Genomic DNA, 12,808 nt, shown 5'->3' with positions numbered 1-12,808 from the left:
TTGGCCGGAGCGGGAGCGGCGGGGGCCGCGGCAGCGGGGGCCGGGGCGGCAGCAGCGGCGGCGCCGGCGGCCGGCGCGGGCTTCGCGGCCGGGGCCGCCTTCGCGGCGGGCTTCGCCTCGGCCGGCTTGGGCGGCTCCGGCGGCAGGAACTGCGGCGCCGACCGGTCCCAGGCCATGGTCTCGAGGCGCTGGCGCACCAGCGAGCCCAGCGGGACGCGCGGGTAGTACTCCGCGTTCTTGTCCACCTTGTAGACCGGGAACGGGTTCATCGGGTCGGCCCAGCGGAACACCAGGTTCCGGATGTGCTTGTGCGTGCCCTCGAACTCGCGGGTGTGCTGGATCGAGCCGGTGGGGCAGGGCTCGACGCACAGGCCGCAGAACATGCACTTCGCCTCGTCGATGTCGAACTGGGTGACGACGCGCTGCTTCGGGTTGGCCGCGTCCTTCTCCAGCGAGATCTGGATGCAGCCGATCGGGCAGGCGCGCTCGCAGGCCTGGCACCCGGTGCAGATGCCGGTGTCCACCTCGAGGAACCCGCGGTAGCGCGGCGGGAGCATGTCGCGCACCGGCATGGGCGTGCGGTCCGGGTACTGGACCGTGGTCGGCCGGCGGGCGAGGTACGAGAGCGTGATCGAGAGGCCGTGCCAGAAGGACTTCACCGTGTCCCGGATGGCGCCGGTGTACGCGCGGACGGTCTGAGGCATCGTTCCGGTCCCCTTACCAGTTGGTGAAGTCGACGCGGTCGCCGACCGCGGAGATGTTCCGCCGCGTCAGGCGGAGGAAGGAGAAGCCCGCCACGACCGCCGCGACGAGCATCAGGCCGCCCACCACCGGCGCCGTGGCCGGGACGCGCGCCACCAGGATCTGCCAGAGCAGCGTGGCGACGAAGCAGACGAAGGCGAACGGGACCAGGTACTTCCAGCAGAGGCTCATCATCTGGTCGACGCGGATGCGGGGGAGCGTCCAGCGGACCCACACCACCACGTTGAGGAGCACCAGCGTCTTCGCGACGAAGACCAGCATCGAGGCGAGCTGCAGGCCCCACCAGCCCAGGCCGGGGAGGTCGCCGGTGCCGCGCGCCGCCTCGAACACCGCGGGGCCGGCGAACGGCACCTGCCAGCCGCCGAAGAACAGCGTCACGCTGATCGCCGACATCACCCAGAGGTTGCCGAACTCGACCAGGAAGAAGAGCGCGAACCGGAAGGCGGAGTACTCGGAGAGGTAGCCGGCCACCAGCTCCGACTCGGCCTCGGGGAGGTCGAACGGGGTGCGGTTGCCCTCGGCGAGCTGCGCCACGAAGAAGATCGCGAACGCGACCAGCGCGAACGGGTTGGTGAGTGCGTGCCACTCCCACGGCCAGGCGCCCTGCGAGCGGATGATGCCCTGCATCGAGAGCGTGCCGGACATGAGCACCGGCACCATCACCGCCAGGCCGGCCGGGATCTCGTAGGAGATCACCTGCGCGGCGGACCGCATGCCGCCGAACAGCGCCCACTTGGAGTTGGAGGACCAGCCCGCCACCAGGATGCCGACCACCACCAGCGCGGTGACCGCGGTGATGTAGAAGATGCCGACGTTCAGGTCGGCGGCGATGAGGCTCTCGCCGAAGGGCAGGGCGACGAAGACCAGCGCGAAGCCCACCAGCACGAAGTAGGGGGCGGCGCGGAACAGCAGCCGGTCGGCGTCGGCGGGGATGAGGTCCTCCTTGAGGAGGAGCTTCACCGCGTCGGCGATCCACTGGAAGAAGCCGGCGGCGCCCACGCGGTTGTAGCCGATGCGGCTCTGCATGCGGGCGCTGACCCGCATCTCCCACCACACCGTCATGCCGGAGATGACCGCGCCGAACGACACGAGGATCAGCGCCAGCACCGCCATCGCCACCAGCCACAGCGCGTACTGGCCGGTCTGCGACCAGCCGGAGACGTCCACCCCGGCGGCGCGGAGCGCGGCGGCGAGCATGGCGGGCTTGGAGAGCGGGGAGAGCACCAGCACCGCGGCGAGCAGGATCGTCGGCAGGCCGAAGCCGACCGCGAGCGTCGCGAGCACGACGCCGCGGGCCGTCCGGCCCGGCCCCTTGCTCAGGTCCTGGTTCTTGATGGCGGGGGCGTTCATCGATCGATCTCCGGGGCGACGACGTCGAGCGACGAGATGAGGGCCACCAGGTCGGCGACCATCAGGCCGCGCGAGATGTCCTCGATGATGCACATGGCGGTGAACGAGCCGGTGCGGGCGCGCACCCGGTACGCCTTGTTGGTGCCGTCGGAGATCACGTAGTAGGCCAGCTCGCCGCGGGCGCTCTCCACGCGGCCGAGCGCCTCGCCCGCCTCCGGCTTGATGTTGCGGGGCACCTTCGCGGTGATCTCGCCCTCGGGCAGCGAGTCCAGCGCCTGGCGGACGATCTTCGAGGACTCGGCCATCTCCAGGCAGCGCACGTAGTACCGGTCGAACGAGTCGCCGGCGGTGCCGAAGAAGCCCTTGCCCACCGGCACGTCGAACTTGAAGTTCGGGTAGGCGCCGTAGGGGAGGTCGCGCCGCACGTCCCAGTCCACGCCGGAGCCGCGCAGGTTCGGGCCGACCAGGCCGTAGTTGATCGCCATCGGGCCCGGGATCACGGCCACGTTCGCGAGGCGCTTCACGTAGATCTCGTTGAACGAGATCAGCCGGTCGAACTCGGCCAGGAACTTGTCGAAGTGGTCGAGGAAGTGGAGGACCTTGTCCCGCCAGCCCTCCGGCAGGTCGAACGCGACGCCGCCGATGCGGTGGTAGTTGTAGGTCAGCCGCGCGCCGCAGAGCGCCTCGAGCAGGTCGTTGATGGTCTCGCGCTCGCGGATGCCGTGGAGCATCGGGGTGAACGCGCCGATGTCCATGACCATCGTGCCCACCGAGACGAGGTGGGAGGCGATGCGGCACAGCTCGCAGGAGATGGCGCGCAGCCACTGGGCCCGCTGCGGCACCTCGATCTTGAGCAGCCGCTCGACCGCGATGGCGTAGCCCTCGTTGGCGAACATCGCCGCCACGTAGTCCACGCGGTCGGTGTACGGCATGAAGCCGGGGTACCCGACCAGCTCGCCGATCTTCTCGATCGAGCGGTGCAGGTAGCCGACGTCCGGCGTGGCGCGCTTCAGCACCTCGCCGTCGGTCTCCACCAGGAAGTTGATGACGCCGTGGGTGGACGGGTGCTGCGGGCCGAAGTTGAGGATCATCTCCTCGTTCTGGCGGTCCACGCGGCGGAGGATGAGCTTTTCCATGTCGTCTCCCTACGCCTTGGGGGCGGCCGCGGCGGCGTCGGGCGCGGCGGGCGGCGCCGCCTTCGCGGCGGCCTCGGCGCGGCGCTGGTCGTCGAGCCGCTTCAGCTCGACGAGCGGGTTCTCGCGGACGTTGGAGATGCCGTGCCAGCCGCCCGCCTCCTGGTAGTCCTTGCGCAGCGGGTGGCCCACCCAGTCGTCGGGCAGCATCAGGCGGCGCAGGTCCGGGTGGCCGGTGAAGGTCACGCCGAACAGGTCGTAGACCTCGCGCTCGAACCAGTTCGCCGTCTTCCAGACGCCCTCGACGGTCGGGACCACCGGCGCGGCGCGGTCCGCCTCGACCTTCAGCACGATGGAGTGGCGGTGGCGGTACGAGAGCAGGTGGTAGACGACCTCGATCACGTTCCGCTTCGGCCAGTCGACCGCGGTCAGGTCCTCGAGGAAGTCGAGCTCGAGCCCCGGCTCGGCGGCGAGGAAGCGGGAGACCTCGACGATCCGCTCCGCCTTCACCACGCAGAACGCGTCGATCTTCGGCTCGGACAGCGGGCCGACGTCGTCTCCGAACCGCGCCTTCAGCCGCTCGTGGATTTCATGAGTCGTCATTCGTCCCTCTTCTACGGTACAGGGCGAAGCGGTACGCCCCATCCGAGCGTTCCGCCCCGCCCCGTCCTGAAACAGCCGGTCAGCGAGATGCGAGTGGCAGGCGGGAACGCCCTAGGCACCCTCCGCCTGCGCCGCCGGGCGGCGCTTGGTGGACCAGGGCTCGCTCCGGACGATCTCCTGCAGCCGGAGGAGGCCTTCGGTGAGCGCCTCGGGGCGCGGCGGGCAGCCCGGGACGTAGACGTCCACCGGGATGACCTTGTCGACGCCCTTGCAGACCGAGTAGCCGAGCTGGAACAGGCCGCCGCAGTTCGAGCAGGAGCCCATGGAGATGACGTACTTGGGCTCGGGCATCTGGTCGTAGAGCAGGCGGGCGCGCTCGGCCATCTTGTAGGTGAGCGTGCCGGCCACGATCATGAAGTCGGCCTGGCGCGGGGAGGCGCGGGGGATCGCGCCGAAGCGCATCAGGTCGGCGCGCGGGCCGCCGGTCTGCATCAGCTCGATGCCGCAGCAGGCGAGGCCGAACGTCAGGTAGTAGAGCGAGCTCGCGCGCGCGAGGTTGATGAGGTTGTCCAGCTGGCTCGTGTGGAGCAGCGTGACCTCGCCGCCGATCCCCGGGTCCATGCGTGCCGCCATGTGCGAACCGCCTCCTGCCTTGCGCGTCCTGCGTTTGACCGCGATCAGTCGATGAACCGCCGGTACAGCCCGAGTTGTTCCGTCAGGCGGCTCGGCGCGGCTCGGCCCGGGCAGGCGCCTCCTCGCTCGGCGTGCCCAGCGTCTTGATCCACTCGAGGTCGCCGTGCGCCCAGGCCCAGGCCAGGCCGACCACCAGGATGCCGGTGAAGACCAGGAGCTCGAAGAAGGCCACCCAGGCCATGCCCGGCCCCCCGGCCACCCAGCCCTTGAAGACCGCCACGACCGGGAAGGTCAGGGCGATGTCCACCTCGAAGACGAGGAACACCAGGGCGACCAGGTAGAAGCGCGGGTTGAAGTTGAACCACGCCACCCCGACGGGGCGTTCGCCGCACTCATAGATGGATGCCTTCTCGGGGTTGGGCCACTTCGGACCCAGTGCGCGAGATGCCGCGATTCCACCGAGCGCGAACCCGACGGCGACCACCGCGAAGACGAGTACGGTACCGAAATCGAAGCCCATGGCTGGCGACCCTTTGTGGACCTATCCTGTCGGCAAATCTAGGGAAACAGGCGGGCGGAGTCTACAGAAGGGGAACCTGATGTCAAGGGGTGGAAACCCGTTGACAAAGGCCATTGGGGCGGGCACTTAACGGGCTCCCCACCCCGACCAGTACCCACCTATGCTGACACCCCTGCAGATCTACTTCCCGATCGGCGTAGTCCTGCTGGTGGCGGTCGTTCTCGCCTTCACGATGCTCGGTCTGGCCAACGTGCTCGGACCGCGCAGACCCAGCCTGGTGAAGCAGACCCCGTTCGAGTGCGGGTCGGAGCCGATCGGCTCCGCGCGCGAGCGGTTCGGCGTGAAGTTCTACGTCGTGGCGCTGCTCTTCATCGTGTTCGACATCGAGGCGATCTTCCTCTACCCGTGGGCCGTGCTGCTGCTGCCCGACGGCCAGGGCTACCCCGGCCTCGGCTGGCCCGGGTTCATCTCGATGGGGATCTTCGTCTTCACCCTGGTCGCGGGCCTCGTCTACGTCTGGAAGAAGGGCGTCCTCGACTGGGCGGATTAGAGAGGAGCGACCGCACATGGCATCGGAGCTCGACGGGCTGCCCGTCATCGCCACGCGCCGGGAGGAGGCGGAGGGGTTCCTCCAGGGCCTCGTCTCGAAGAGCCTCGGCTGGGCGCGAAAGTACTCGCTGTTCACCTATCCGTTCGTCACCGCCTGCTGTGGCATGGAGTACATGACCATGGCCTCGGCGCGGTACGACTCGGACCGCTTCGGCGCGGCCATGCCGCGGTTCTCGCCGCGCCAGGCCGACCTGCTGATGGTCGTGGGCACCGTGAACTGCAAGCAGGCGCCCATCCTCCGGCGCGTCTACGAGCAGATGGCCGATCCGAAGTGGGTGATGGCGTTCGGCGTCTGCGCCAGCTCCGGCGGCTTCTACGACAACTACGCGACGGTGCAGGGCATCGACCGCATCATCCCGGTGGACGTCTACGTGCCGGGCTGCCCGCCGCGGCCGGAGCAGGTGCTCGACGGCATCATGCTGCTCCAGAAGAAGATCCAGAACCAGTCGCACAAGCTCATCGACCGCAAGCCGCTCCCGGTGATCGCGGGCGGCGCCGGCCGGTAGGCGCGAGGACCCTCATGTCCAAGGCCGTGATCGCCGCGCTCGTCGAGCGCTTCCCGGATGCCGTCCACGCCCCGTACGAGGGTGTCGGCGGCGACGACTGCGCGTTCGTGGAGCGGAGCCGGATCGTCGACGTGTGCCGGTTCCTGAAGGAGGACCCGGCGCTCGCCTTCAACATGGCGCCGTACATCACGGCGGTGGACTACCTCGGCGCCACGCCGCGCTTCGAGGTCGTCTACAACCTGCTCTCGACCGTGCACAACAAGCGCGTGCGCCTGCGCGTGAAGGTCCCCGAGGGGCCCGAGGGCGTGGTGCCGTCGGTCACGTCGCTGTGGCGCGGCGCCGACTGGTTCGAGCGCTACTGCTGGGACATGTACGGGATCCCGTTCTCCGGGCACCCGGACATGCGCCGGCTGCTGATGTACGACGAGTTCGAGGGGCACCCGCTCCGCAAGGACTACCCGCTGCGCGGTCGGCAGCCGCTGGTCGCCGAGCGCGAGGTGCACGACATCTTCCGCGGGCCCGGGCCCGCGTCGCGCGACTAGCCGTTTCTTTCCACGCCGCCGGGCCGCGCGCTCGCGCGGTGGCGGCGGGCGCCCCTCCGGAAGGACCGGGCGCGCGGAGGACGAGATGAGCGAGGCGAAGGGAGTCGGAGGCATCGATCCGCGGGCGACGCCGGGCAGCGCCGGCGCCGGCGAGCGGCCGCCCGTGGGGACGCTGGCCCCGGCGGGCGAGGGCGAGCTCTACGCGCCCATGCCGTCGAAGCACATGGTCATCAACCTCGGTCCGTCGCACCCGGCCATGCACGGGGTGACCCGCGCCGTGGTGGAGCTGAACGGCGAGATCATCGAGGAGATGAAGCTGGACATCGGCTTCCTCCACCGCGGCTTCGAGAAGAGCTGCGAGAACGTGACCTGGGGCCAGGTGTTCCCGTACACCGACCGGCTCAACTACGTCAGCTCGATCATGAACAACGTGGGGTTCGCGCTGGCGGTCGAGAAGCTCGCCAAGCTCGACGTCCCCGAGCGCGCCAAGTACCTGCGCGTCATCACCAGCGAGATCCACCGCATCTGCGACCACCTCACGCTGGTGGGCGCGATGGCGATGGAACTCGGCGCGATGACCGTGTTCCTCTACGGCATCGAGGCCCGCGACCTGCTCTGGGACCGCCTCGCCGAGCTGTGCGGCGCGCGGCTCACCTCGAACTACGCGCGCATCGGCGGCGTGGCGCGCGACATGCCCGAGGGCTGGCAGGAGAAGACGCTGAAGGTGATGGACCGCGTGGTCGCGATCCGCGAGGAGATCGGCCAGCTCCTCAACCGCAACCGCATCTTCATCGACCGCTGCCGCAACACGGGCAAGGTGTCGCGCGAGGACGCGCTCGAGCTGGGCTTCACCGGCCCGTGCCTGCGCGCCTCCGGCGAGCCCTACGACGTGCGCAAGGCGGCGCCGTACCTGGTCTACGACCGGCTCGACTTCGACATCCCGGTGGGCTCGAACGGCGACAACTTCGACCGCTACCTGATGCGCATGGAGGAGATGCGGCAGTCGGACAAGATCGTCCGCCAGTGCTTCGAGCAGATGGCGCCCGGCGAGATCATCGTCCAGGACTTCCGCTACGCGCTGCCGCCCAAGCCGCTCGTGTACGGCACCATCGAGGGCGTCATGGCGCACTTCAAGCTGGTGATGGAGGGGATCAAGATCCCCGCCGGCGAGGTGTACAGCTACACCGAGGCCGCGAACGGCGAGCTGGGCTTCTACGTCGTCTCCGACGGCGGGGGCCGCCCCTACAAGCTCGGCCTGCGCGCGCCGGGCTGGCCCATGCTGGCCGCCCTGCCGGTGATGACCAAGGGTTCGCTGCTGTCCGACCTCATCCCCACCTTCGACAGCATCAACATGATCGGCGGCGAGGTGGAGCAGTAGCCTCGCCCGGGAACCGGAACCAGGAGCCTCGCATGGCCGAAGAGAAGAAGCCCGACGCCGCGCCGCCCAAGCCGCCCGGCCCCCCGGCCCCGCCGCCGCCGAAGAACCCCGGCTTCGTGACCGCGATCGTGGACGGCAAGGAAGTCGTGGTGAAGCCCGGCACGACCGTCATCGAGGCGGCCAAGGCGGTCGGGATCGACATCCCGTACTACTGCTACCACAAGCGCCTCAGCATCGCGGCCAACTGCCGGATGTGCCTGGTGGAGATGTCGAACGCGCCCGGCGGCAAGCTCATGCCGGCCTGCCAGATGCCGGTGGCCGAGGGCGTGACGGTGAAGACCGACACGCCGCGCGTGAAGGACCAGCAGCGCGCCACGCTCGAGTTCCTGCTGCTCAACCACCCGGTCGACTGCTCCATCTGCGACCAGGCCGGCGAGTGCAAGCTGCAGGACTACTACATGGCCTACGACCGGCAGCCCTCGCGGCTGGACGTGCCGAAGGTCATGAAGGGCAAGCGCGTCGAGCTCGGGCCCACCGTGACGCTGGACCAGGAGCGCTGCATCCTCTGCACGCGCTGCGTCCGCTTCATGCGCGAGGTGGCCGAGAACCCGCAGCTCGGCGTCGCCCAGCGCGGCAACGAGAGCTTCATCACCACGTTCCCCGGCCAGCCGCTCGACGACAAGTACGCCGGCAACGTGGTGGACATCTGCCCGGTGGGCGCGCTCACCTCGACCGACTTCCGCTTCCGCGGCCGCGTCTGGTTCATGAGCTCGGCCCGCTCGATCTGCACCGGCTGCGCCCGCGGCTGCAACACGTTCCTCGACTACCTGAACGACGTCACCTACCGCTACCGCCCGCGCGAGAACGACGCCGTGAACGAGGAGTGGATGTGCGACGACGGTCGCACCTCCTACAAGTACCTGAACGCCGGCCGCGTGCTGGTGGCGCGCGAGGGCCGGGGCGCGAACGCGCAGCCGCTCCCGCGCAAGGTCGCGCCGCGGCGCGCCGCCGAGGTGCTGCTGCCGCACGTCGCGGCGGGCTCGCTCGCGGTGCTGCTCTCGCCGGTCGCGTCGCTCGAGGACCTCCTGGTGGCCTGCAAGGTCGCGAAGGAGGGGCTCAAGGTCGCCGAGGTCTACGCCGGCGGCCGCGCCGACGGCTGGCAGGACGACTTCCTGAAGCGCGCCGACGAGAACCCCAACCGCAAGGGGCTGGAGCTCGCCGCGGCGGCGTACGGCCTCGCCGTCCGGCCGTTCGCGGACCTGGTCGCCGCCGCCGGCGCCGGCAAGGTGAAGGCGCTCTGGGCGGTCGGCACCGAGGTGCCGGACGCGAAGGCCGCCGAGAAGCTCGGCGCGCTCGAGGTCGTGGCGCAGTCGTACGGCGACACGGCGCTCGCGCAGCACGCCACCGTGCTCCTGCCCGCCTCGCCGCACTCGGAGATGGACGGCACGTTCGTCAACTTCGAGGGGCGGGCGCAGCGCTTCGAGATGGCGTACTTCCCGAAGGGCGAGTCGCGGCCGCACTGGGCGCTCGCCGCCGAGCTCGGGGCCGCGCTGGGCCTCCCGCTCGCGTTCGCGAGCGGCCGCGAGGTGTTCGCGGCGCTCGGGCCGCAGCTCGGGGCCGCGCTGGGCGACTTCGCCTGGGACTCGCTGGCCTCCACCGGCAAGCGGCTCGGGATCGTGCCGCTCGCCGCCGGGACCGTGGACGGCCGCCTGCCGGGCAACCGCGACCGCGTGCCGTCCGAGACCACCGAGGATTACCGCCGCGCGATGTCGCGCACGTCGTAGGAGGGAGAGCCGGTGAACCGATTCTTCGGAATGCTCCTCGTCATCGCGGCGACGCTGGCCGGCCTGGTCCTGCTGTCGGCCGGGTTCTACCTGGCGGCCGGGTGGCTGGGCTGGGGCTTCAACGCCCTGGCCGGCTGGATCAGCGGGTCGCCGGGCGTGTCCCGCCCGGCCGTGTACTACGGCGCCTCGGTGGCGAACGTCCTCACGCTGCTGCTCGTGGTCCTGATGATCAGCGCGTCGCTGCTCACGGTGGCCGAGCGCAAGTGGTCGGCGCTCATCCAGAACCGCATCGGCGCGAACCGCATCAAGGTGTTCGGCTCGGCGCTGGGCGGCATCCCGTTCCTCGCCGCCGACGCGCTCAAGATGCTCACCAAGGAGCGCATCGAGACCACCGGGCGCACCCGGGTGCTCTACGAGCTCGCGCCCATGCTGGCCTTCGCGCCGGTGTTCGCGCTGTTCGCGATCATCCCGGTGGGGCAGGGGATCGAGCTGAACCAGATCCCGGGCCTGGCGGGCGCCGCCGCCGCGGGCGCGGTCGAGCAGATCGCGCTGCAGGTCTCGCGCACCGACACCGGCCTGCTGTACCTGTTCGCGATCGCCTCGCTCCAGGTGTACGGCACCGCGCTGGCCGGGTGGGCGTCCAACAACAAGCTGGCCCTGCTCGGCGGCGTCCGCGCCTCCTCGCAGATGATCAGCTACGAGGTCTCGCTGGGCCTGTCGCTGGTCGGCACGATGATCGCCTACCGGACGCTCCGCCTGGAGGAGATGGTGGTGGCGCAGGGGAACCCGGTGCTCGGCCCGGTGCCGGCGCTCGGCCTGCTGCTGCAGCCCATCGGCTTCCTCATCTTCTTCGCCAGCGCCTTCGCCGAGACCAAGCGCGCGCCGTTCGACCTCCCCGAGGGCGAGAGCGAGATCGTCGGCTACTTCGTCGAGTACTCCGGCATGAAGTTCGGCCTGCTGTTCCTGGCCGAGTTCGCCGAGATCGTGGTGCTCGCGGGCGTGATCACCGCCGTGTTCCTGGGCGGCTGGCACCCCATCCTGTTCGAGGGCTGGCTGCGCCAGAACCTGACGCCGTTCTGGTTCGCGGCCGTCGGCGCCGGGGCGTTCATCGCGAAGATGATCGTCATGATGTGGCTGCAGCTCACCATCCGCTGGCTGCTGCCGCGCTTCCGCTTCGACCAGATCCAGAAGCTGTGCTGGAAGCTGCTGCTCCCGGCCGCCCTCGTGAACGTCTTCGTGACCGGCGCCGCCCTGCTGCTCGACCCGAGCGGCCAGCTGCTGGCCTGGATCGGCGTCCTCACCATCGTCGTCATCGCCGTCCTCACCGCCGCGGTCGGCCGCGCGCCCGCCCCCGCGGCGGGGCACGGCGCCGCCCACGCCGCCGCCGGACACTGACGCCATGCCCTACCAGCTCGAGAACCGCCCGCCGGACCTGCGCGAGTCGATGTACTTCCCGGAGATCATCCGGGGCATCGGCACGATCACGAAGCACTTCCTGAAGAACCTGTTCTTCTCGCGCGACGCGAACCCGGACATCCTCGCCCGCAAGCGCGGGGGCTTCGGGCACTCGGACAACGTCACGCTGCAGTACCCCGAGGAGCGGGCGCCCTACGCGCCGGCCTACCGCGGGCTGCACCGGCTGGTGCCGCGCGAGGACGGAAAGCCCCGCTGCGTCGCCTGCTACATGTGCGCGACCATCTGCCCGGCGCAGTGCATCTACATCGAGGCCGCCGAGTACCCGGACGACCCGGTCGAGAAGTACCCCGCGAAGTTCGTGATCGACGAGCTGCGCTGCATCGTCTGCGGCTTCTGCGTGGAGGCGTGCCCGAAGGACGCCATCCGCATGGACTCCGGCGAGCACACGCCGCCGTCGTACGAGCGCTCGGCGCAGATCTGGGACGAGAAGCGGCTGCTCCGCGGTCCCCCGGTGTCGTACCAGTACGACCCCTGGCTGCGCCGCGGCTCGCCCTCCATCCCGCCCGACAAGCTCGAGGAGATGCGCGCGCGCGCGAAGCCGTTCCCGACGGTCGCGACCGACGAGGCCAGCCAGACGCCGGGCTTCTCGGTGCGGGCGCTCGCGGCCGAGGCCAGGGACCGGGCCCAGGCGGCCCGGAAGTAGGCCCGGCCCGGGCGTGCCGAGGCCCCGCCCGCCGGCTCCGGCGGCGGGGCCTTCGTGCGTCCGGGAGGGAGGCGCCGTGACGCGGGCGATCACCAGGGCGCGGGCCGCGCTCGCCACCCTCGCGGCGCTCGCCGCCGCGGCGGCGCTGCTCGACCTGGGGGGCCTGCACCGGCTGGAGGACGGCGACTCGATCGTCCCGGTGCTGGTCTCGCTGCAGCGCTGGACGCCGTTCTACTGGGACCAGGAGCGGTACGGGATGCTCGTCCCGCTGCTCGCCCTCCCGGTCCGCGACCCGCTCTGGAACCTGCTGCTGCAGCGCGCGCTGCTGGGCCTGGCCGGCCTCGCGGCGGTGGTGCTGCTCGCCCGCCACGCGCTCGGGGCGCGCTGGCGGCTCGCCGGCGCGCTCGCGGCCGCGGCGCTCCTCGCCGCCGCGCCGGCGCCGTGGCTGTTCGAGTACCTCTGGAGCCAGCCCTACGGGCTCTCGCTGGCGCTGGCGCTCGCCGGCCTCGCCGCCGCCGAGCCGCGCCCCGACCCGGACCGCCTCGCGCCGGCGCTGCCCGGGAAGGGCCGGATCGCCGCCGGGCTCGCGCTGTGCCTGGCCGCGCACTGGGTGAACGCGGCGGTGGGCCTGGTGCTCCTCCCGCTGGCGGCCGCCCGCGCCGCGGTGGAGCTCGCGCAGGGCGCGAGCCGGCCCGCGCTCCGGCTGCGCCTCGGCACCGAGGTGGCGCTGCTCGCCGCCGGGCTCGGGGCGGGCCAGGTCGTGATCCGGCTCTACCCGGTCCTCACCGGCAACCCGCTCCGGCTGCCGCTCGGCACGCTGCCGGCGCACGAGTGGCCGCGGGCCTGGGCGGCGCTGCTGGGGCGCGCCT

General features: G+C 70.9%; 13 protein-coding genes and 1 pseudogene. 8 read left to right on the top strand and 6 right to left on the bottom strand.

Translation table 11 applies throughout. The annotated features are described in order from the left end of the window. From PSR1_RS16335 to PSR1_RS16310, 6 genes are all read right to left on the bottom strand, one after another. The coding region (locus tag PSR1_RS16335; RefSeq protein ID WP_059438535.1) for a 4Fe-4S binding protein at positions 1-704 on the bottom strand (704 nt) is incomplete at its 3' end. Between the two features lie 13 nt (positions 705-717). Continuing rightward, complete coding sequence (locus PSR1_RS16330) at positions 718-2,112, bottom strand: complex I subunit 1 family protein (RefSeq protein WP_059438534.1); 1,395 nt, start codon at positions 2,110-2,112, stop codon at positions 718-720. Beyond that, positions 2,109-3,248 carry an NADH-quinone oxidoreductase subunit D gene (locus PSR1_RS16325; protein WP_011421626.1) on the bottom strand — a complete coding sequence of 380 codons (1,140 nt, stop codon included), beginning with the start codon at positions 3,246-3,248 and terminating at the stop codon, positions 2,109-2,111. Before PSR1_RS16325 ends, PSR1_RS16330 begins: the two co-directional genes overlap by 4 nt. 9 nt (positions 3,249-3,257) lie before the next feature. Continuing rightward, the gene (locus tag PSR1_RS16320; RefSeq protein WP_059438533.1) at positions 3,258-3,848 is read right to left on the bottom strand and encodes an NADH-quinone oxidoreductase subunit C; all 591 of its coding nucleotides are present in this window, start codon (positions 3,846-3,848) and stop codon (positions 3,258-3,260) included. A 111-nt stretch (positions 3,849-3,959) separates the two neighbouring features. Then, the gene (locus PSR1_RS16315; protein WP_011421624.1) at positions 3,960-4,481 is read right to left on the bottom strand and encodes an NADH-quinone oxidoreductase subunit B; all 522 of its coding nucleotides are present in this window, start codon (positions 4,479-4,481) and stop codon (positions 3,960-3,962) included. 82 nt (positions 4,482-4,563) lie between these two features. Next, positions 4,564-5,001: an NADH-quinone oxidoreductase subunit A gene (locus tag PSR1_RS16310; protein WP_059438532.1), complete on the bottom strand. Its 438-nt coding sequence runs from the start codon at positions 4,999-5,001 to the stop codon at positions 4,564-4,566. A gap of 160 nt (positions 5,002-5,161) precedes the next feature. Between PSR1_RS16310 and PSR1_RS16305 the strand changes: the two genes are divergently transcribed. The 8 genes and pseudogenes from PSR1_RS16305 to PSR1_RS16270 all read left to right on the top strand — a co-directional run. Continuing rightward, positions 5,162-5,551 (top strand): NADH-quinone oxidoreductase subunit A, encoded by a 390-nt coding sequence (locus tag PSR1_RS16305; RefSeq protein ID WP_011421622.1) that lies wholly within the window; start codon positions 5,162-5,164, stop codon positions 5,549-5,551. A 16-nt stretch (positions 5,552-5,567) separates the two neighbouring features. Beyond that, positions 5,568-6,116 (top strand): NADH-quinone oxidoreductase subunit B, encoded by a 549-nt coding sequence (locus tag PSR1_RS16300; protein WP_059438531.1) that lies wholly within the window; start codon positions 5,568-5,570, stop codon positions 6,114-6,116. A gap of 14 nt (positions 6,117-6,130) precedes the next feature. Further along, positions 6,131-6,658, top strand: coding sequence for an NADH-quinone oxidoreductase subunit C (locus tag PSR1_RS16295; RefSeq protein ID WP_059438530.1), 528 nt, complete (start codon positions 6,131-6,133; stop codon positions 6,656-6,658). Positions 6,659-6,743: 85 nt separating this feature from the next. After that, complete coding sequence (locus PSR1_RS16290; RefSeq protein WP_059438529.1) at positions 6,744-8,036, top strand: NADH-quinone oxidoreductase subunit D; 1,293 nt, start codon at positions 6,744-6,746, stop codon at positions 8,034-8,036. Between the two features lie 32 nt (positions 8,037-8,068). After that, a complete protein-coding gene (locus PSR1_RS16285; RefSeq protein ID WP_059438528.1) occupies positions 8,069-9,820 on the top strand; it encodes a 2Fe-2S iron-sulfur cluster-binding protein in 1,752 nt (583 codons plus the stop codon). A 30-nt stretch (positions 9,821-9,850) separates the two neighbouring features. Further along, positions 9,851-11,215, top strand: a complete 1,365-nt coding sequence (locus tag PSR1_RS16280; RefSeq protein ID WP_237758056.1) for a complex I subunit 1 family protein — start codon at positions 9,851-9,853, stop codon at positions 11,213-11,215. Between the two features lie 4 nt (positions 11,216-11,219). Then, the gene (locus PSR1_RS16275) at positions 11,220-11,939 is read left to right on the top strand and encodes an NADH-quinone oxidoreductase subunit I (RefSeq protein WP_012525341.1); all 720 of its coding nucleotides are present in this window, start codon (positions 11,220-11,222) and stop codon (positions 11,937-11,939) included. 76 nt (positions 11,940-12,015) lie between these two features. Beyond that, positions 12,016-12,808: pseudogene (locus PSR1_RS16270) on the top strand (hypothetical protein); the annotation flags it as partial.

The organism is Anaeromyxobacter sp. PSR-1, assembly GCF_000964525.1.
Classification (GTDB): Bacteria; Myxococcota; Myxococcia; order Myxococcales; family Anaeromyxobacteraceae; genus Anaeromyxobacter.
Note: the sequence above shows the minus strand (reverse complement) of the source record. Positions and strands in the feature narration are given on the sequence as shown.

Coding starts and splice junctions, on each gene's coding strand:
- PSR1_RS16295 (WP_059438530.1), top strand. CDS start 6,131: ATGTCCAAGGCCGTGATCGCCGCGCTCGTCGAGCGCTTCCCGGATGCC.
- PSR1_RS16300 (WP_059438531.1), top strand. CDS start 5,568: ATGGCATCGGAGCTCGACGGGCTGCCCGTCATCGCCACGCGCCGGGAG.
- PSR1_RS16330 (WP_059438534.1), bottom strand. CDS start 2,112: ATGAACGCCCCCGCCATCAAGAACCAGGACCTGAGCAAGGGGCCGGGC.
- PSR1_RS16275 (WP_012525341.1), top strand. CDS start 11,220: ATGCCCTACCAGCTCGAGAACCGCCCGCCGGACCTGCGCGAGTCGATG.
- PSR1_RS16285 (WP_059438528.1), top strand. CDS start 8,069: ATGGCCGAAGAGAAGAAGCCCGACGCCGCGCCGCCCAAGCCGCCCGGC.
- PSR1_RS16315 (WP_011421624.1), bottom strand. CDS start 4,481: ATGGCGGCACGCATGGACCCGGGGATCGGCGGCGAGGTCACGCTGCTC.
- PSR1_RS16305 (WP_011421622.1), top strand. CDS start 5,162: ATGCTGACACCCCTGCAGATCTACTTCCCGATCGGCGTAGTCCTGCTG.
- PSR1_RS16280 (WP_237758056.1), top strand. CDS start 9,851: ATGCTCCTCGTCATCGCGGCGACGCTGGCCGGCCTGGTCCTGCTGTCG.
- PSR1_RS16290 (WP_059438529.1), top strand. CDS start 6,744: ATGAGCGAGGCGAAGGGAGTCGGAGGCATCGATCCGCGGGCGACGCCG.
- PSR1_RS16310 (WP_059438532.1), bottom strand. CDS start 5,001: ATGGGCTTCGATTTCGGTACCGTACTCGTCTTCGCGGTGGTCGCCGTC.
- PSR1_RS16325 (WP_011421626.1), bottom strand. CDS start 3,248: ATGGAAAAGCTCATCCTCCGCCGCGTGGACCGCCAGAACGAGGAGATG.
- PSR1_RS16320 (WP_059438533.1), bottom strand. CDS start 3,848: ATGACGACTCATGAAATCCACGAGCGGCTGAAGGCGCGGTTCGGAGAC.